Origin of the sequence: Frateuria soli, assembly GCF_021117385.1 — a bacterium.
GTDB classification, from domain to species: domain Bacteria; phylum Pseudomonadota; class Gammaproteobacteria; order Xanthomonadales; family Rhodanobacteraceae; genus Frateuria_A; species Frateuria_A soli.
Window position 1 is genome coordinate 199,059 of sequence record NZ_CP088252.1, and the last position, 17,333, is coordinate 216,391.

Genomic DNA, 17,333 nt, shown 5'->3' on the forward strand with positions numbered 1-17,333 from the left:
CACAAGTGGGCTCCTACGGTTTGCGGCTAGAGGAGGGCGAAGGCGTCGCGGGTGAGGTTTTCCGGCGCGCCTTCCGTGCACACCACGTCGTCCTCGATGCGGATGCCGCCGTAGGGCCTGAACGCATCGACACGGGCCCAGTCGACGTCCTTCGCGGCCGGGTTGGCGCGCAGTTCGTCCAGCAGCATGTCGATGAAGTACAGGCCCGGCTCGATCGTCACCACCATCCCGGCCTCGAGCACGCGGGTCATGCGCAGGTAGGGATGGCCTTGCGGACGCGGGATGCTGCCGCCGCGCTCGTTCTGCTGGAAGCCGGCCACGTCGTGCACCGCCAGGCCGATCGGGTGACCCAGGCCGTGCGGGAAGAACGCCGAGGTCACCCCGCTGGCGACCGCCGACTCGGCATCCATGCGGATGATCCCGTGCTCGCGCAGCACGCCGGCCACCAGATGGTGGGCGTGGATGTGCAGTTCGGGGTAGCTCTGGCCAGGGCGCACCTTCGAGGCGAGCTCGCGCTGGGCGAGGTCCATGCTGTCGATCAGCGCCTGGAACTCGCCCGCGCCGGCGGCGGCGTAGGTGCGGGTGATGTCGCTGGCGTAACCCGCGCAGCTGGCGCCGGCATCGATCAGGAACGAGCGGTGCACCGACGGCGGCTGGCGGTCGAAGTGGCTGTAGTGCAGCACCGCGCCATGCTCGTTCAGGCCGACGATGCTGGCGTACGGAAGCTCGGCGTCGATCTGCCGCGCGGCGGCGAGGTAGGCCATGTGGATGCCGAACTCGCTCTCGCCGTTGCGGAAGGCGCCTTCGGCCGCGCGGTGCGCACGGGTACCGATGCGGCTGGCTTCGCGCATCAGCGCGAGTTCGTAGGGTGTCTTGTAGCTGCGATGCCAGTGCAGGTAGTTCATCACCGGCTCGGGATTGTTAGCCTCGACGCCTTCGATCGACGGGCAGGCCGACCCGATGACGGCGTTGCGGCCCTGCCTGGGGAGCACGGCGGTCGCATCGGCATCGCTGCGCGCGACGTGGATGTCGAACTGATCGACCCAGTAGCCGCTTGGGGCTGCCGGTACCACGTGCCAGTAGTCGCGCGGCTGCACGAACACCAGCTTCGGCTTCTTGCCGGGCTCGTACACGATCCAGCTGCCCGGCGCGTCGGTGAGCGGCAGCCAGTGGCGGAAGTGCGGGTTGGAGACGAACGGGAAATCCTGGTCGTCCAGGAACTTGTTCAGCGGCTTGCCCGCGGCGATCAGCAACCGGTCGAAGCCGCCCAGTGCGAGCGCCCGGTCCGCGCGTTCGCGCAGGGTGGCCAGGTGCTGGGCGTAAAGCGGGGCGAGGTTCTCGGTCATGCGGCGTCCTTCGTCGGGCGGCGGGCGCGAGGCGGCCCCGCCGGTGGGGAGACTGCCCATGATCGCGCGGTGGGCCGCCGAGGGCCACCCATGAGGAAACTCAGCCAGGCATTTCGAGCCAGCGCTGGAGCTGCGCCGATTCCTGGTCGCCGATGGCGATGATGCGGTAGCCGGCCCAGAACTGGCCGGGAGTGGCCGCCTCCTCGTGCCACTGTTCCTGTACGCCGACCTCGATGACCGGCGTGCCCTGGGACAGTCCCGGCAGCGGCAGGCGCAGTTGGTAGATCGCCTCGCTTCGCGGCGCCTCGCTGCCGATCAGCAACATGCCACTGGCCGAAAGGTTGCCGAGCTGGCCCATGCGCCTGCCACTGATCGCGTCGACCACTTCGGCGGCGATGTTGACCGGCTTGCGATGGGCACGGCGGCTCTCCTGCGGGTCGGGTGTCACGAACGGGCTCCAGGCATCGGGGTCGCCTGGCGCAGGCTGTCGGTCAGCGCACGCCAGGCACGGTCCAGGTCACTCTCGTTAACGGCCGGCAGCGCGCGGACTTTACCCGCGGCGATCGCTTGGGCGAGGTCGGCCACGCTCATCTCCCCGGCGCGCTGCCCCTGGCGCGTCACGAACAGGCCACGCGCGGCGCGCGCGGAGTACCAGGCGAGCTTGCGCCGGACCCGGCCACCGTCCGCCTGGACGAACTCGAACCAGTCGCCGGAGTGCCGGCTGAGGCGCTGGTGCAGACGCAAGGCCTCGGCCGAGGGCACTGGCGCCTGGGCCTGGGCCGGCCGTGCCGCCTCGCCCGGCCCGTGCCGTTGTTTCAGGCGCATCGCCAGTCCGGTCAGCCCGGCGGTGTCGCCTTCCTGCATGACGGCGCCCGCACCGATCAACCGTTGCGCAAGCTCGTTGGCCTCTTCTCCTTGCATGCCGATCTGCTGGAGTCCGGCAACCACCTCGGCCTGCAGGGCATCCAGGTTGCCCGGGGGCAGGCGGCCGAGCAGCTGGTCAGTGATCACCAGCCGGCGGGCGAAGCTCTCGCTCTGCTCGCCATGGCGCAGCAGGGTCAACGCAAGCACGTCCGACCAGGCATGTTCGAGCAACGCCCGCAGCGCGGGTCGCGGCGGTGCCTTGGCGAGCAGTCCGGTGAGCAGTTCGGCGGCCCGCTGGCGGGCCTGTTCCAGGCGCTCGCGGCCCTGCATCGCCTCGATGTGCCGACGCTCGGTGGCCTGCGCCCGGCGCTGCTGCTGGGCCACCTGCCGTTCCAGTTCGGCCGCCAACCCGGCATGCAGCGTGGGAGTCGGCGACTCGCGATCGAGGCGATCGAGCAATTGTTCCAGCGGGGCGACGAGGCTGCCGTCGGCGCCATCCAGCCACTCGCGGGCGGCCTCGATCAATTGCTCCAGCAGTTGGCGGGCGGGCTGTTCGCGCCGCTCGAAAAAGCCCTCGTCCGCCAGGGCGGCGCGCAGCATGGGCAATTGCACGCGGTCGAGCAGGGCGTGCGCGGATCCCGCGGGCGGCAGCTGCCGGCGCAGTGTGTCGAACAGCCGTGCGATCAGTTCCAGGGTGTCGTCGGCATCCGGGCTGGGCAGGAGGGGCACGGCGTCCAGCGGCTGTCCGGCGTTGAGCTGGTCGACCAGCGCTTCGCGCAGGCGCTGCGGGCGACGCGGCAGGTCCCGGGCCGCGGCACCTTGTGGCAGGGCGGCGAGGGCGGCATCGAGTTCGCCCGTGGTGGCGAAGCGTGCGTGGTCAGGCACCGGGCGCGGGCCGCGTTGGTGGGTGAGCAGTTCGCGCAGGCCGGACGGCCGCGCCGGCGCGTCGGCCGATTCGCCGGCCGGTGCGGGTGCGGCCGGCAACGGGCGCGTCCGGCGGGGCCGGCGCGGCGAGCGCGGCAGCGGGAAGGGGCGCAGCCGCGGCAGGATGCCGGCGGCGGCCAGGTGGTTGTTGACCACCTCGTGCAGCGGGGCCAGGCCGTCGATCAGCTTGCCTTCGACCGCCTGCAGCAACAGCAGGTGGTGCTCGGCCGGCAGGCCGAGCGCCGCGCTGGAATCGCGGAACGCCCTGGCCATCGCCTGCGGCCCGAGCGGCATGGCCTCACTTTCCAGTGGCGGCATGCCGATCAGCACCGCCAGGCGGTAGCCGAGCTCCACCAGCAAGGGTCCGCCACGGGCCGCGCTGCGGGCGACCAGCTGGTCCAGCGCGGCGGTCATCTCGTGTTCGATCGGGTCGAGCAGGCTCAGGGTCTGGCGCGCGGGAGATTGCGGCGCGGCGGGCTGCGAGCCCAGTTCCAGCAGGGCCTGGTGGATACAGCCGACGAAGCGCTGCTCGAACGCCTCGCGCTCCTGCACCAGGCGCTGGCGGGTGGCCTGGTAGCGCTGCTGGTCGAGGTGGCTGCGGGCGTTGGCCGCACGCTCGTGCAGGGCGCGGTCGAAGTCCGCCAGACAGGACCTCAGCGGCCCGGACAACCACTCGCTGCAGAGCTGGCAGACCTCCTCGACCAGCCGGCGCGTTCTCGCCGGCCAATGCGCCGACGGGGCGCCTGTGCTCGAGCGGTCCGGTTGTTCGACAGCCATGGGAAGCCTTGCTCTACCACGATGTCTGCGAGTCTATGCCGATGACGCAGGCGCGTCACGGTGGCCGGTTCAGGCGCGCTGCAGCCACTGCACCAGGGTGAGCGCGTCATCCGGTGCGATCGCGATGATGCGGTAACCGACCCACACCTGGCCGGCATTGGCCGCCTGCTGCCATTGCTCCTGCAGGCCGAGTTCGATCGCGCTGGCGCCGTGGCGTCCATCGGCCAGCGGCAGGCGCACCTGGAACACCGCCTCGCTGCGCGGCCGATCGGGGGCGATGAGCAGCACGCCGCTGGCCGACAGGTTGCACAGGTGACCCAGCGGCCGCGCGCTGATGGTGTCGGTCACCAGCGGCGAGGCCGCCGCGCGCTTGCGTGGCGCGCGGCGCTGCTCGAACGAAATGACCTGGGCGGTCATGCGCGGGCGGTCGGGCGCTGCAGGCTGCCGGTGAGGGCGCGCCAGGCGCGGTCGAACAGGCCGTCGCGCGCCGCCACCTGTTCACGCACGCGGCCGCTGGCGATGGCCGCGGCCAGCTCGCGCAGGTTCATCTCGGCCACCCGCTGGCCACGTCGGTTGACGAACAGCGTGTTGCCCGACAACGGCGAGAACCAGGCCAGCTTGCGACGTTCGACGACGCCGGTGTGCGTGTCGACGAACTCGAACCAGCTGCCGAAGGGCAACTGTCGCAAGCGGTTGTGGATGCGTGCTTCCTGCGGCCCAAGGGGTGGCTCGGGGTCCTGCGGGGTGGTCGGGCGCGATTCCTGCCCGCGGTGTTCGCCCAGGCGCTGGCGCTGTTTCAGGCGCAGGGCCAGGTCGGTCGCGCTGGGCGGCTCGGCCGCCTGCGCATGGGCGGTCGGCGCTGCCGCCTCCGCCACCGCGGGGGCCGTTGCAGGCGCCGCCTCGCCGGTGCGTTCCACCGACCTCGCGGGAGTGGCTTCACCGCCGATCAGGCGCTGGGCCACCTGCTCGGCCTCCTCGGCCTGCATGCCGATCTGCTGCAGGTGATCCTCCACCGCAAGGCGCAGGCGCAGCGGATCTTCCACCGGCAGGCGGCCGAGCAGCTGGTCGGTCAGCCGCAGGCGCTCGGTGAAGGCCTCGCTGTCCTCGCCGTGGCGCAGCAGGGCCAGCGCCAGCACGTCCGACCAGGCGCGGTCGAGCAGCGCGCGCAGCAGGCCGCGCGGCGTGGTCTCGGCAAAGCGCGCGTTCAGCACCTCCGACGCGCGCTCGCGCGCCTGGTGCAGGCGCTCGCGGCCCTGCATGGCCTCGACCTGGCGCCGCTCGGTCACCTGCGCCTTGCGGCTGAGCTGGGCCAGGTGGTGGCGGATGTCCGCCAGCAGGCTGGTGTACAGGCCGGCGCTGGGCGCCTCGCGCTGCGCGCGGGCGACCAGCCGGCTGAGCTGGGTGGCGAGGTCCGGGTCGATGTCCTTGCCGTCGCCCCAGTCGTTGGTCGCCTCGGCCAGTGTGCCGAGCAGGTGGCGGGCCGGATGCTCGGCCTGCTCGAAGAAGCCGCGATCGCTCATCGCCATGCGCAGGATCGGCACCTGAAGATCGCCCAGCAGGGCGGTCGCCCCGGGGCCAGGATGCAGCTGCTGGCCAAGCTGTTCGAACAATCGCGCGACCAGTTCCACCGTGTCGTCCTGCTCCTCGCTCAGGCCGGTGCGCACGGCGCCGGCCGGCTTGCCCGCATTGAGGTGGGTCAGCAGTTCCTCGCGCAGGCGCTGGGCGCTGCGCAGTTCACGGCTGGCGCGGTCGGTGACCTGGACCAGGTGCTGCTGCAGCGCGCCGAGGGCCATCTCCAGTTCGGCGGCGCTGGCGGCCTGCCCGGTGACGACGCGCGCCACGCCGGCGCGTTGACGCGCCAGCAGATCGCGCAGGTTCTCCAGCACGGCGATCGGCTCGTGGCTGGCGGCCGTTGCCGGCCTGGCGGGTTCGTTCGCGGGCGTCGGCGCCTTCATCGAGGGCGGGGCCGGCGGCGCGTTGGCCGGTCGTGCGCCGGCGAAGGCGCGCAGGTGGGGCAGGATGCCGCCGGCCAGCAGGTGGGCGTTCGCCGCTTCGTAGAGCGCCGGGAGGATGGGCGCCAGCTTGCGCTCCAGTGCCTGTACCAGCAGCACCTGGTGGTCCGCCGGCAGGTCCAGCGCCGGGATGGCCTGGCGCACGGCGGCCGACAGGCTCTGCGGCGAGGCGGGCAGTGCCTCGCCTTCCAGCGGCGGCGCGCCGACCAGCACGGCCATCCGGTAGGAAAGCTCGGCCAGCACCGGGCCGGTGTGGGCCTCGCCACGCGAGATGAGCTGTTCCAGCGCCGCGTTGAGTTCGTGTTCCTCGCGCCCGAGCAGGCTCAACGACGGCGCCGGCGCGAGGACGTTGCCGGCCTCGTGCACTTCGCCCAGGCGGGCGAAGCTGCGGGCAACGTGGTCGGCGATCAGGCGCAGGAAGGCGGCGCGGTGGCAGCGCACCATCGCCCGGCTGTCGAAGCAGCGCTGCTGTTCCAGATGGCCGCGCGAGCGTTCCGCGTGCTGGTACAGCGCATCGTCGAGGGCATCGAGGGCATCGACCAGCGCGGGCTGCAGCCGGGCGTTGCATAGTCCGCGCAACTCCGCCACCAGGCGCTGGATGCGCACGGGCAGGAGCTGCAGGGTGGCCTGATCGTCCAATCCGGGCAGGGCCGCGGGGTGCTGCCTTTGCTCGACATCCATGACGCAGTTCTCGGATTTTTGACCTCTGCCAGTGTAAGCGCGTCGATTCCGGACCGCCATAGGCCGGAATCACCCGCTGTCAGGCCAGGAACAATCCGATCAGGTCGTTGAGGAAACGCTGGCCGAGCTGGGACGGTTGCAGGCGCCCCGGCGCGTCCGTCAGCCAGCCGCGGGCGTGGGCCTGGGCCAGGGCGGGAGCAATGCGCTCGGCGGGCAGGCCGGTCCGCTGCGAAAAGGCCTCCAGCGGCACGCCCTGGTAGAGCCGCAGGGCATTGAGCATGTATTCGAACGGCAGCTCGGCCGGCTCGACCGGGCCGCCGCCGCCGATGCGCGCGGGGCCGCCGGCGGCCTCCAGGTAGGTGCGCGGATGGCGGCTCTTCCAGCGCCGGTGCACGGTGCCGGTTCCCGCGTCAGTGAGCTTGCCGTGCGCGCCGGCACCGATCCCCAGGTAATCGCCGAATTCCCAGTAATTGAGGTTGTGCCGGGAGCGCCGGTCGGGCCTGGCGTAAGCGGAGACTTCGTATTGGCCATAGCCGGCCTCGGCCAGGCGCGCCTCGCAGGCCTCCTGCATGGTCCAGGCCGCGTCGTCGTCAGGCAGCGGCGGCGGGCTGGCGGCGAAGGCGGTGTTGGGCTCCAGCGTGAGCTGGTAGTGCGAGACGTGCGTCGGCGACAGCGCGATCGCGCGCTCCACGTCGGCCAGCGCACCGTCCAGCGACTGCCGCGGCAGCGCGTACATCAGGTCGAGGTTGAGGTTCGCGTAGCCGGCATCCTGCGCGGATTTGACGGCAGCCTCGGCCTCGCTGGCGGAGTGGATGCGACCCAGGCGCCTGAGCTTGTCGTCGTCGAAGCTCTGGATGCCGAAGGAAAGCCGGTTCACGCCGGCCGCCAGATAGCCGTCGAAGCGGCCGTGTTCGACCGTGCCGGGGTTGGTCTCCAGCGTGATCTCGCAATCGTCCGCGAACGGCAATCGCGCGCGGGCGCCGTCCAGGAAGCGGGCGACGTGCCCGGGCGCGAACAGGCTGGGCGTGCCCCCGCCGAAGAACACGCTGACGATCGGGCGGCCTTCGGCGGCCGCGCCGAAGTCGGCCAGGTCCGCGTCGAGATCGGCCAGCAGCGTGTCGATGTAGGCCGCGTAGGGCGGTGGCTCGCCGCGCAGCCCGTGCGAGTTGAAGTCGCAGTACGGGCACTTCTTCACGCACCAGGGCATGTGCACGTAGAGCGCCAGCGGCGGCGCGGTCAGCGGCATGGCTAGTGCTGCGCGGCCAGCTGGGCGTGCAGGCTGGCCAGTGCCTGGCCGCGGTGGCTCAGGCGGTTCTTGAGCGAGGGGTCGAGCTCGGCCGCCGACAGCGTCTGGCCTTCCGGCTGGAACAGCGGGTCGTAGCCGAAACCGAGGTCGCCGCGCTCGGCCTCCAGCACGTGGCCGTACCAGCGGCCTTCGGCGATCAGCGGGGCCGGGTCGTCGGCGTGGCGCAGCAGCACCAGCACGCAGATGAAGAACGCGCCGCGCCGCTCGGCCGGCACGCCCTCGAGCGCATGCAGCAGTTTGGCGCGGTTGGCCGGCGCGTCGCCGTGGCTGCCGGCGTAGCGGGCCGAGTACAGGCCGGGCGCGCCGTCGAGGTGTTCCACGCACAGGCCCGAGTCGTCGGCAAGCGCCGGCAGCCGGGTGATGCGTGCGGCATGACGCGCCTTCAGCAGGGCGTTCTCGACGAAGGTGGTGCCGGTCTCCTCGATGTCGAGCACGCCCAGGCTGCCCTGGGTCACCACTTCGAAGCCGGTGTCGGCGAGCAGGTGCTCGAACTCGGCGAGCTTGCCGCGATTGCCGCTGGCCAGTACCAGTCGACGCATCGATCAGCCCTCCGCCAGCGCGGCGCGCTGCGCCGCGACCAGTTCGGCGATGCCCTTCTCGGCCAGCACCAGCATCGCGTCCATCTCGTCGCGACGGAACGCATGGCCCTCGGCGGTGCCCTGCACTTCGATGAAACCGCCGCCGTCGTTCATCACCACGTTCATGTCGGTATCGCAGCCGGAGTCTTCGGCGTAGTCCAGGTCGAGCACCGGCACGCCCTGGTAGATGCCCACCGACACCGCCGCCACCGCGCCGACGATCGGGTTGCGCTTGAGATTCTCGCGCCGCATCAGGAAATTGACCGCGTCGACCAGCGCCACGTAGGCGCCGGTGATGGCCGCGGTGCGGGTGCCGCCGTCGGCCTGGATCACGTCGCAGTCCAGCGTGATCACGCGCTCGCCCAGTGCCTGGCGATTGACGCAGGCGCGCAGCGAGCGGCCGATCAGTCGCTGGATCTCCAGCGTGCGCCCGCCCTGGACGCCGCGCGCGGCCTCGCGCTGGGTGCGCGTGCCGGTGGCGCGCGGCAGCATGCCGTACTCGGCGGTGATCCAGCCCTCGCCCTTGCCGCGCAGCCACGGTGGCACGCGGTCCTCGATGCTCGCGGTGCACAGCACGCGCGTGTCGCCGAAGCTCACCAGCACCGAGCCCTCGGCATGGCGGGTGTAGTTGCGCTGCAGGGTCACCGGACGCAGCTGGTCGCTGGCGCGGCCGCTCGGGCGGGTCATGGTCATGCGGGGGCCTGGATTGGGCAAGGCGGGAGACGAGAGTTTACCATTGCCGCTTCCCCAACGACCCCAAGGCTCGACGCATGATCCGCAGCATGACGGCCTACGCCAGTGCCGAAACCCAGGGCCCTGCCGGCACGCTCAGCTGCGAGCTGCGCACCGTCAACCATCGCTACCTGGAGCTCAGCCCGCGGTTGCCCGAGGAGCTGCGCAGCTTCGAGTCGGCACTGCGCGAGCGCGTGGCCGCGCGGCTGTCGCGCGGCAAGGTGGACCTCACCGTGCGTCTGCGCGGCAACGACGCGCGCGGCGAGTCGCTGGAAGTGGACGAAGTGACGCTCGGTCGCCTGGCCACGCTGAACCGCGAACTGGCCGGTCGCTTCCCCGGCATGCAGGTGCAGCTGACCGAGCTCCTGCGCTTCCCGGGCGTGCTGCGCCAGTCCGAGACCGATCCGGAGGCCCTGCAGGCGGCGCTGTTCGAGGTGCTCGAACGTGCCCTGGATGCGCTCAGCGCGACCCGCGAGCGCGAGGGAGCCCAGCTCGCATCGATCCTGCGCGACAAGCTCGGCGCCATCGAACGCATCGTCGGACAGGTCCGCGAGTGGATGCCGGAGATCCGCACCGCCCTGCGCGCGCGCCTGGAAGCGCGCCTGGCCGACCTCAGGCAGCCCGCCGACCCCGGCCGGCTGGAACAGGAGCTGGTGCTGCAGGTGACCCGCAGCGACGTCGACGAGGAGCTCGACCGGCTGGCCACCCACGTGGCCGAGACCCGGCGCGTGCTGGGCCTGAAGGAGCCGGTCGGCCGCCGCCTCGACTTCCTGATGCAGGAGTTCAACCGCGAAGCCAACACGCTTGGTTCCAAGTCGGTCGATGCACGCACGACCAATGCCGCCGTGGAACTCAAGGTGCTGATCGAGCAGATGCGCGAGCAGGTGCAGAACATCGAGTGACGCCCGCGTCGGCCGCCAGCACGGGTCGGGCGGGCAGCCGGATGCTCGGGGCCGGCGCCCCGGTGCTCGCCGGGTCGGCCCCTGCGGCGTACCCGCAGGCTGCAAATCCGCCAGGCTGGTCCCGGCGACGCGGAAAGCCGCCGCCGCGATCAGCCCCCGCGCGCCCGCCGCGAGCGTGCGTACAGCGCGGCCAGCACGATGACCACCGCCAGGCCCAGCGCGGTCGACGCCGCGACCCCGGCTCCGTCCAGCGCCGACCGGTGTTGCCTGGCGTAGACGCCGATCAGGCCCCACACGGCGGCCAGGGCGTACCAGGGATTGCCGCGCAGGTACAGGACCGAGCCCAGCAGCAGGGCCGCGACGAGGACGAACAGGACCAGCGACCAGGGCAGCATGTGCGCCACCGGCAGCAGCCGGTAGGCAACGATCACCTGGGCGACGTTGAGGAACACCGCCAGCGACACCCAGCCCGCGTGAAGCGAGAGTGGCACCCATTGCCACCACCGGCCGTGCCCGTGGGCGGCGGTATCCGATACGCGTGCGGCGGAAAAAAGCAGGCTGGCCAGGCTTACCCAGATGATCGCCAAGGCCAGCCAGAACCACTGCAGCGAAAACACGACCATCCACAGCGAAGTCATCGCGAAACCCAGCGTCGTCCACGGCCGGATGCTTGCCAGCCTGCGGTCGCGCGCGCGATCGAAGGCCTGCCAGGTGCCGAACAGCACGTCCAGCGCGAAGATCGGCCCCCAGATGGCGAAGGCATAGCCGGCCGCCACGATCAGGGTCGGATAGCGGTCTGAGATCTCGCCGTTGGTGGGGCCGAACACCCCTGCGTTGGACAGCCACGCGACCACGGGCATCGCCCACGCGGACAGGAAAACCAGGTATTTCATCGGCAGGCTCCGGCAAAGGTCTGGCTGCCAGCCCCCGTTTCGGGCCAGCGTTGCGGCGCCTTCACGATGCGGGCGACGTCGTATCCCATCGCGGCGGCTCGACCCAGCATCGCCTGGTACTCCGCATCGGCAACCTGCGGCGTGCGCGCCATGTACCAGAGGTAGTCGCGCGCATCGCGCACCACCATCACCTGACTGTAGTCCGGCTTGAGCCAGCCGATCAGGTACTGGGCGCTGAAGAACGCGAACAGCTGTACACGCCACTGGCCATTGCCACTGTCCGGCACCACCCTGGCGCTGGAGTGGAGCAGTTTCACCGGCGCATCGAAGCTGCCCGGTCGCAGGCGGAACCAGGTGCAGATGGTGCCGTCGGGGGTCAGCGTGTAGGTTTCCACCGGATTATGGCCGCCGCGCTCGTAGCGGGTCGGAATGGACGCGATCACGTACCAGCGGCCCATGAAGCGCGGCAGGTCGACCCCGGTGGCCGGCCTGATCGGCGGCCGGGCGCCGGCACAGCCGGCGGCGAACGCCATGGCAAGGCAGATCGGAACCAGGCGGCCCATGATCATGTGCCTCCTCAGGCGCCGCGCGCGAAGCGGTAATGGGCGACCAGCCACTCGCGGCCGCCGGCATAGCCGAACAGTTCCGCGCAGGCCATCCAGAACATGCGCCAGCGGTGGAACCAGAGCCTCGCCTGCGGTCCGTAGGCGAGCGCCAGCTCGGCCAGCACCGCCTCGCGCGCGGCGTCCTGGCGTGCCAGCCAATGGTTGGCGGTGCGCTGGTAGTGGCGGCCATCGACCAGCCAGCGCTGTTCGATCGCCAGGTCGCGCTGGAACCACAGCAGGGTGTCGGCCGCCGGCATCAGCCCGCCGGTGAAGAAGTGCCGGCCGAGCCAGTTGTCCTCGCCATGGGTTTCGAATGGATACATCAGCGTGCGGTGCGCGAACACGTGCACGAACAGCTTGCCGCCGGGACGCAGCCACCGGGCGATGCGCTCGAGCAGGGTGTCGTAGTTGCGCATGTGCTCGAACATCTCGACCGACACGCAGCGGTCGAAGCAGGACGGTTCGAGCGCGAGCGTGTTCGCGTCGGCGGTCAGCACGCGCACGTTGGCGAGGCCGCGCGCCCGGCATTGCGCCTCGATGTGTCGACGCTGGCCGTGCGAGTTGGACACGGCCAGAATCCTGGCGCGCGGGTAACGCTCGGCCATCCAGAGCGTGAGCGAGCCCCAGCCGCAGCCGAGCTCCAGGATGTCCTGGCCGTCGGCCAGTTCGGCGCGTTCGCCGTAGAGCGCAAGCATCGCTTCCTCGGCCTCGGCCAGCGACTCGTCGCCGCGCGGGTAATAACAGCAGGAGTACTTCAGCCGCGGACCCAGGCAATGCTCGAAGAACGCCGCCGGCAGCTCGTAATGCTGGGCGTTGGCGGCGTCGGTGTGGATCGCCACCGGGCTCTGGCGCAATGCGTCGATGTGGCGGGCGTAGCGTTCGGCCACCCGCTCCGGGCCGCCCGCGCGCTCTTCGGCCAGCCGCTGCGCGCAGAGCCGGCGGATGCCAAGGCGAAGCAGCGCGTCGGGCAGCAACCCACGCTCGGCCAGGCCGAGCAGCCCGGAAGCGGGCCGGTCGGGCGACAACTCGGTGGAATCCAGCGTGGCGATCGTCATGAACCACTCTCCTTGGGGCGCGTGCGCCTGGGGAACCAGGGGAAGAACATCGGCGTGCTTTGCTGATAGGCGCGGTAGTCCCCGCCGCGCGTGCGCAGCGCCTGTGCCTCGGTCCACGGGATGCCGCTCAGCCAGCGCAGGAAGACGAACATCAGCACCGGGCCGAGCCAGGCCAGCCACGCATGCGGCGAGCCCTGGGCCAGCGCCACGTAGGCGAACCAGTGCAGCCATTCGAAGAAGTAGTTGGGATGGCGCGAGTAGCCCCACAGGCCGATGCGGCAGGTGCGGCCGCGGTTCGCCGGGTCGGCGCGGAAGCGGGCCAGTTGCGCGTCGGCCAGCGCCTCGCCGCCGACACCCAGCAGCCACACGAGCACGCCGGCCAGCAGCCAGCCCGGACGCGTGTGCGGGTTGTCCGCCACGGCCAGGAATGGCAGCGCGAACAAGGCGACCAGCACCGCCCGGGCCTGGAAGAACAGCCCCCAGCGCAGCGGGCGGTCACCCCATCGCCCACGCAACTGCCGGTAGCGGCCGTCTTCGCCTTCGCGCCGTACGCGGCGCCACAGGTGCCATGCCAGGCGCGCGCCCCACGCCCCGCCGAGCACGGCCAGGCAAAGCCGCGGCGCCGGTGCGCCGCGACCGAGCGCGGCGAGCAGCAGGGCGCTCGAGGCTAGCCCCGCGGCCCACAGCACGTCGACGATGCCGGCATTGCGCCGGCGCTGCTGCCACCACCAGCCGGCGGCCATCAGTGCCGCCGCAAGCAGCCATGCGAGCGTCAGGGCCAGCCATGGACTCATGCGCGGACCTGCTTCGGCGGATGGAGCAGCCAGTACCGCGCCAGCGAGGTCAGCACCGGCGTGGCCACCGCCCAGCCGAGTGCGAGCGCCAGCAGCGGGTGCCACGCCGGCGCCGCGATCGCCAGCGCACGCCAGCCGCGCGCCGCGCCGAGGTAGGCGAGTGGCCCGCCGATCGCGCCCAGCATGGCGGCCAGCCACGGCCGCGCATGCAGGTAGCCGAACAGCGGCACGATGGTCAGCGCGAAGGCCACCCACAGCGCCAGCAGCCAGGCCGGTGCCGTCGCCACCGGCCAGGGCGCCGCGTAACGCAGCAGTCCGGCCCCGGTCCAGGTGGCTTCCAGCGCAAGGCCGAGCGCTAGCGCCACGGCGGCCAGGCGCAGGTCCACCAGGCGGGTACGGGATGTGGCCAGGCGCCAGGCGGCAAACAGCGCGACCGCCAGCAAGCCGGGCCAGGCATGGCCGCGACCGGCGCCGGCAACCGCCGCCAGCCACGCCAGCTCGTATGCGGCCAGGGTGACCCAGGCGTTCATGCCGCCGCCGTGCCACGCCAGCCGGGCTTGGCCAGCAGCAGGTGTGCCACGCCGATCGAGCGCTCGCGGAAGCCGCCTTCGCAATAGGCCAGGTAGAACGTCCACATCCGGATGAACCGTTCGTCGAATCCCTGCGCGCGTACGGCCGGCAACCGGGCGAGGAAGCGCTCGCGCCAGGCCTCCAGCGTGCGCGCGTAGGACTCGCCGAAATCGCGCAGCGCGACCAGGCCCAGGTCGCTGACGCGGGTCTTGGCCGAGAGCAGCGCCTGGATCGACGGGATGAAGCTGCCGGGAAAGACGTGGCGCTTGATGAAGTCCACCGAGCCCAGCGCCTGCGCGTAGCGGTGGTCCTCGATGGTGATCGCCTGCACCAGCGCGAGCCCTTCGGGCTTGAGCAGCCGGCCGAGCTGCGCGAAGTAGGTGTCCAGGTAGGCCGCGCCGACCGCTTCGACCATCTCGATCGAGACCAGCTTGTCGTACTGGCCGCACAACTCGCGGTAGTCCTTCAGCTGCACTTCCACGCGGTCGCCCAGGCCGGCCGCCGCGACGCGCGCCCTGGCCAGCAAGAGCTGCTCGCGCGAGATGGTCGCGGTGGTGACGTGGCAGCCGTAGTGGCGTGCCGCGTGCAACGCGAAGCCACCCCAGCCGGTGCCGATCTCGATCACGCGGTCGCCGGGCTTCAGCGCGAGCTGCCGGCAGATCGCCTCGAGCTTGCGTGTGGAGGCCGCCTCGAGCGTGTCCGCCGGGCCGTCCCACAGCGCCGAGGAGTACATCAGGTCCGCGGACAGGAAGAGCTTGAAGAAGTCGTTGCCCAGGTCGTAGTGCGCGGCGATGTTGCGGCGGCTGCCGCTACGGGTGTTGCGCCGAAGCGCGTGCCAGGCGCGCATCGCGGCGCCGCCGAGGCGCGCCGGGCCGGTTTCCATGCCGTCGAGCAGGTCGCGGTTGCGCACCAGCAGGCGCACCAGCTTCACCAGCGCGTCCGCCTCGCTCAGGCCGGTGGCATGGCATCGCCACAGCCCGTCCATGAACGCCTCGCCCGCGCCGACGCTGCCGCGGCGCGCCAGCGCGCGATAGAAGGCCGGGTCGAGCACCTCGATGTCGACGGTCGGCAGCAGGCCTTCATCCGGGCCCAGCTCGGTCGTGCCCAGCGCATCGTGCACGCGCAGCCGGCCGTGGCGCAGGCCGGCCAGCCGGGCGAGCAGGCGGCCGCGCAGCAGGCGGTCGATGGTGCCCGGGGAGGGCGCCGTTGTGGTGCGGGCAACGGTGTTCATGGCGTACCTCGGGAAGCGGCGGGATGGTCGTGAACCGGGTTGCGCTTCAGCCACAGGCGCAGTGCCTGCCAGTGGATCGCGCCGATCACCTGGGCGGTCATCAACGGGTAGCGCCACAGCACCCGCGCGAGCGAGGCGCCGGTGAGCGGCCTCCGTTGCAAGGCCAGCGACGCATCGAATTCGCGCCGGCCCTCGCGCAGCACGTCCATGTGTACGTGCAGGTCCTCGCCCGGCGCGGTGAAGCGCCAGTCGTAGTCGCGCGCCATCGGCATGAACGGCGAGACGTGGAAGCTCTTGGGGAACGACCACGCCAGCACGCGGCCACGTCGGCGTGCATCGGCCACCGGCAGCACGTACGCGTGGCGCTCCTTCCAGGGCGTGTTGGTGATCTCGGCCAGGATGCACTCGAGCGTGCTGCCGTCTGCCGCATGGCAGTAGTAGAAGCTCACCGGGTTGAACACATAGCCCGCGTAGCGCAGGTGGGTGAGCAGGCGGATCGGACCGGCCGGCCTGTGCCCGGTCGCCTCGGCCACGCGCACGCGCACCGCCTCGGCCAGCGGCAACGTGTCTGGGGCGAGGTAATCGCCGCGGCGGAACTGGGCGAGGTTGCGCCGGTCGACCGACCACAGCCAGCGCCCGGCGAACACGCGATCGAGCTCGTCCAGGTCGAGGTAGAGCTGGGCCATGCGGTACTGGAAGGCGTGGGCATGCGGCTCCCGCCGGCGGTGGCGCACGATGCCTTCGTACACGGCGCTCGAAAGCGGCGCATTCATGCGGCGTCGCCCGTGATCAGGCGCAGTGGCGGGCGCGTCGTCTCGCGCAGCCAGTCGATCCCGAAGCACGCGGCCACCTCGACGGCGCTGCGCAGGCCATCCTCGTGGAAACCCCAGCCCCAGTAGGCGCCGGCGAACCAGGTGCGGTTGCGGCCCTGGATCTCGGCCTTGCGTTGCTGCGCCGCGACCGCCTCGCGGGTGTACACCGGGTGGTGGTACTGCAACCTGCGCAACACGCGATCCGGGTCGATCGCCGCGCTGCGGTTGAGCGTGACCACGAACGGCTCGGGCGGATCGATGCCCTGCAGCAGGTCCATGCAGTAGCTGACCGTGCAGGGCGCCTCCGGCTCGCGCGGCACGAACGCGTTCCAGGCCGCCCATGCCTTGCGGTGGCGCGGCAGCAGCCGGCGATCGGTATGCAAGACCACCTCGTTGGCCTGGTAGGGCATCGCGCCGAGGATGGCGCGCTCACGCGCGCTGACGTCGGCGAGCAGCGCCAGCGCCTGGTCGCTGTGGCAGGCCAGCACCACGTGGTGGAAGCGCTCGTTGCCCGCCGGACTGCGCACGTTGACGCCCGCCCCGTCGCGGTCGATGGAAAAAACCGGGCAGGCCGGCCGCTCGCTCACGTGCCAGCGCTCGCGCAGCGCCTGCACGTAGCTGGCCGAACCGCCGCGGACCACGCGCCACTGCGGCCGCCCGGCGACCTGCAACATCTGGTGGTTGGCCATGAACCGCACCAGGTAGCGCGCCGGAAAGGCGAGGATCTGCTGCGGCGGCGATGACCACAGTGCCGAGGCCATCGGCACCAGGTGCTCGTCGCGGAAAGCCTCGCCGTAGCCGTGCGCCTGCAGGTACTCGCCCAGCGTGGGATCGTCCCCGCCGGCTTCGAGCAATGCGGGCGCCTCCCGGTAGAAGCGCATGATGTCGCGCACCATCCCGAGGAAGCGGGGCGAGCACAGGTTTCGCCGCTGGCAGAAGAGCGTGTCGAGCGAGGTGGCGTTGTATTCGCGTCCGCTCGCCTCGTGCTGCACCGAGAAGCTCATGCTGGTCGGCTGCGATGCCACCCCGAGTTCCCCGAACATGCGGGTCAGCAGCGGATAGTGCCGGGGGTTGTACACGATGAAGCCGGTGTCGATCGCGTAGCGCCGCCCGTGCTGTTCCACGTCGTGCGTGTGGGTGTGCCCGCCCAGGTAGGCATTGGCCTCGAACAGCACCACCTCGTGGCAGCGCGCGAGCAGCCACGCCGAGGCGAGGCCCGCGATGCCCGACCCGATCACGGCAATGCGCATG

The 17,333-nt window shown here is 71.4% G+C and carries 17 protein-coding genes; 1 reads left to right on the forward strand and 16 read right to left on the reverse strand.

Annotation, left to right across the window (positions count from 1 at the left end; all coding sequences use genetic code 11):
• Positions 1-26 precede the first annotated feature (26 nt).
• The 8 genes from pepQ to rph form a co-directional block, all read right to left on the reverse strand.
• Complete coding sequence (pepQ, locus tag LQ771_RS00870; RefSeq protein WP_231350524.1) at positions 27-1,346, reverse strand: Xaa-Pro dipeptidase; 1,320 nt, start codon at positions 1,344-1,346, stop codon at positions 27-29.
• Positions 1,347-1,446: 100 nt separating this feature from the next.
• Complete coding sequence (locus LQ771_RS00875) at positions 1,447-1,794, reverse strand: PilZ domain-containing protein (protein ID WP_231350525.1); 348 nt, start codon at positions 1,792-1,794, stop codon at positions 1,447-1,449.
• A complete protein-coding gene (locus tag LQ771_RS00880) occupies positions 1,791-3,911 on the reverse strand; it encodes a DUF1631 family protein (RefSeq protein ID WP_231350526.1) in 2,121 nt (706 codons plus the stop codon). Before LQ771_RS00880 ends, LQ771_RS00875 begins: the two co-directional genes overlap by 4 nt.
• Before the next feature lie 69 nt (positions 3,912-3,980).
• Positions 3,981-4,328 (reverse strand): PilZ domain-containing protein, encoded by a 348-nt coding sequence (locus LQ771_RS00885; protein ID WP_231350527.1) that lies wholly within the window; start codon positions 4,326-4,328, stop codon positions 3,981-3,983.
• Positions 4,325-6,604 carry a DUF1631 family protein gene (locus LQ771_RS00890; protein WP_231350528.1) on the reverse strand — a complete coding sequence of 760 codons (2,280 nt, stop codon included), beginning with the start codon at positions 6,602-6,604 and terminating at the stop codon, positions 4,325-4,327. Before LQ771_RS00890 ends, LQ771_RS00885 begins: the two co-directional genes overlap by 4 nt.
• Positions 6,605-6,683: 79 nt before the next feature.
• Positions 6,684-7,850, reverse strand: a complete 1,167-nt coding sequence (gene hemW / locus LQ771_RS00895) for a radical SAM family heme chaperone HemW (protein ID WP_231350529.1) — start codon at positions 7,848-7,850, stop codon at positions 6,684-6,686.
• Positions 7,851-7,852: 2 nt separating this feature from the next.
• A complete protein-coding gene (rdgB, locus tag LQ771_RS00900) occupies positions 7,853-8,449 on the reverse strand; it encodes an RdgB/HAM1 family non-canonical purine NTP pyrophosphatase (RefSeq protein ID WP_231350530.1) in 597 nt (198 codons plus the stop codon).
• Positions 8,450-8,452: 3 nt separating this feature from the next.
• Positions 8,453-9,181, reverse strand: coding sequence for a ribonuclease PH (gene rph / locus LQ771_RS00905; RefSeq protein WP_231350531.1), 729 nt, complete (start codon positions 9,179-9,181; stop codon positions 8,453-8,455).
• Positions 9,182-9,258: 77 nt separating this feature from the next.
• On the opposite strand from rph, the gene LQ771_RS00910 reads away from it, so the two are divergent.
• Positions 9,259-10,122: a YicC/YloC family endoribonuclease gene (locus LQ771_RS00910; protein WP_231350532.1), complete on the forward strand. Its 864-nt coding sequence runs from the start codon at positions 9,259-9,261 to the stop codon at positions 10,120-10,122.
• 149 nt (positions 10,123-10,271) lie between these two features.
• Here LQ771_RS00910 and LQ771_RS00915 read toward each other — a convergent pair whose 3' ends face one another.
• The 8 genes from LQ771_RS00915 to LQ771_RS00950 are packed head-to-tail and all read right to left on the reverse strand — an operon-like array spanning position 10,272 to position 17,332.
• Positions 10,272-11,015 carry a hypothetical protein gene (locus LQ771_RS00915; RefSeq protein ID WP_231350533.1) on the reverse strand — a complete coding sequence of 248 codons (744 nt, stop codon included), beginning with the start codon at positions 11,013-11,015 and terminating at the stop codon, positions 10,272-10,274.
• Positions 11,012-11,578 carry a lipocalin family protein gene (locus tag LQ771_RS00920; RefSeq protein ID WP_231350534.1) on the reverse strand — a complete coding sequence of 189 codons (567 nt, stop codon included), beginning with the start codon at positions 11,576-11,578 and terminating at the stop codon, positions 11,012-11,014. The genes LQ771_RS00915 and LQ771_RS00920 overlap by 4 nt, the downstream gene beginning before the upstream one ends.
• Positions 11,579-11,592: 14 nt before the next feature.
• A complete protein-coding gene (locus tag LQ771_RS00925; RefSeq protein WP_425491294.1) occupies positions 11,593-12,675 on the reverse strand; it encodes an SAM-dependent methyltransferase in 1,083 nt (360 codons plus the stop codon).
• Positions 12,672-13,469, reverse strand: coding sequence for a DUF1295 domain-containing protein (locus tag LQ771_RS00930; protein WP_231350535.1), 798 nt, complete (start codon positions 13,467-13,469; stop codon positions 12,672-12,674). Before LQ771_RS00930 ends, LQ771_RS00925 begins: the two co-directional genes overlap by 4 nt.
• Positions 13,466-13,999, reverse strand: coding sequence for a DUF2878 domain-containing protein (locus LQ771_RS00935; RefSeq protein WP_231350536.1), 534 nt, complete (start codon positions 13,997-13,999; stop codon positions 13,466-13,468). The genes LQ771_RS00930 and LQ771_RS00935 overlap by 4 nt, the downstream gene beginning before the upstream one ends.
• Positions 13,996-15,270: an SAM-dependent methyltransferase gene (locus LQ771_RS00940; RefSeq protein ID WP_231350537.1), complete on the reverse strand. Its 1,275-nt coding sequence runs from the start codon at positions 15,268-15,270 to the stop codon at positions 13,996-13,998. The genes LQ771_RS00935 and LQ771_RS00940 overlap by 4 nt, the downstream gene beginning before the upstream one ends.
• Positions 15,267-16,043, reverse strand: a complete 777-nt coding sequence (locus LQ771_RS00945) for a DUF1365 domain-containing protein (RefSeq protein WP_231350538.1) — start codon at positions 16,041-16,043, stop codon at positions 15,267-15,269. The genes LQ771_RS00940 and LQ771_RS00945 overlap by 4 nt, the downstream gene beginning before the upstream one ends.
• A complete protein-coding gene (locus tag LQ771_RS00950; protein ID WP_231350539.1) occupies positions 16,040-17,332 on the reverse strand; it encodes an NAD(P)/FAD-dependent oxidoreductase in 1,293 nt (430 codons plus the stop codon). Before LQ771_RS00950 ends, LQ771_RS00945 begins: the two co-directional genes overlap by 4 nt.
• Between the last annotated feature and the right edge of the window lies 1 nt (position 17,333).

Excerpts from the sequence above, each read along its gene's own strand:
- LQ771_RS00910 (WP_231350532.1), top strand. The coding sequence starts at position 9,259 with ATGATCCGCAGCATGACGGCCTACGCCAGTGCCGAAACCCAGGGCCCT.
- hemW (WP_231350529.1), bottom strand. The coding sequence starts at position 7,850 with ATGCCGCTGACCGCGCCGCCGCTGGCGCTCTACGTGCACATGCCCTGG.
- LQ771_RS00890 (WP_231350528.1), bottom strand. The coding sequence starts at position 6,604 with ATGGATGTCGAGCAAAGGCAGCACCCCGCGGCCCTGCCCGGATTGGAC.
- LQ771_RS00930 (WP_231350535.1), bottom strand. The coding sequence starts at position 13,469 with ATGAGTCCATGGCTGGCCCTGACGCTCGCATGGCTGCTTGCGGCGGCA.
- LQ771_RS00920 (WP_231350534.1), bottom strand. The coding sequence starts at position 11,578 with ATGGGCCGCCTGGTTCCGATCTGCCTTGCCATGGCGTTCGCCGCCGGC.
- rph (WP_231350531.1), bottom strand. The coding sequence starts at position 9,181 with ATGACCATGACCCGCCCGAGCGGCCGCGCCAGCGACCAGCTGCGTCCG.
- LQ771_RS00880 (WP_231350526.1), bottom strand. The coding sequence starts at position 3,911 with ATGGCTGTCGAACAACCGGACCGCTCGAGCACAGGCGCCCCGTCGGCG.
- LQ771_RS00945 (WP_231350538.1), bottom strand. The coding sequence starts at position 16,043 with ATGAATGCGCCGCTTTCGAGCGCCGTGTACGAAGGCATCGTGCGCCAC.
- LQ771_RS00915 (WP_231350533.1), bottom strand. The coding sequence starts at position 11,015 with ATGAAATACCTGGTTTTCCTGTCCGCGTGGGCGATGCCCGTGGTCGCG.
- LQ771_RS00885 (WP_231350527.1), bottom strand. The coding sequence starts at position 4,328 with ATGACCGCCCAGGTCATTTCGTTCGAGCAGCGCCGCGCGCCACGCAAG.
- rdgB (WP_231350530.1), bottom strand. The coding sequence starts at position 8,449 with ATGCGTCGACTGGTACTGGCCAGCGGCAATCGCGGCAAGCTCGCCGAG.
- LQ771_RS00940 (WP_231350537.1), bottom strand. The coding sequence starts at position 15,270 with ATGAACACCGTTGCCCGCACCACAACGGCGCCCTCCCCGGGCACCATC.
- pepQ (WP_231350524.1), bottom strand. The coding sequence starts at position 1,346 with ATGACCGAGAACCTCGCCCCGCTTTACGCCCAGCACCTGGCCACCCTG.
- LQ771_RS00925 (WP_425491294.1), bottom strand. The coding sequence starts at position 12,675 with ATGACGATCGCCACGCTGGATTCCACCGAGTTGTCGCCCGACCGGCCC.
- LQ771_RS00950 (WP_231350539.1), bottom strand. The coding sequence starts at position 17,332 with ATGCGCATTGCCGTGATCGGGTCGGGCATCGCGGGCCTCGCCTCGGCG.
- LQ771_RS00935 (WP_231350536.1), bottom strand. The coding sequence starts at position 13,999 with ATGAACGCCTGGGTCACCCTGGCCGCATACGAGCTGGCGTGGCTGGCG.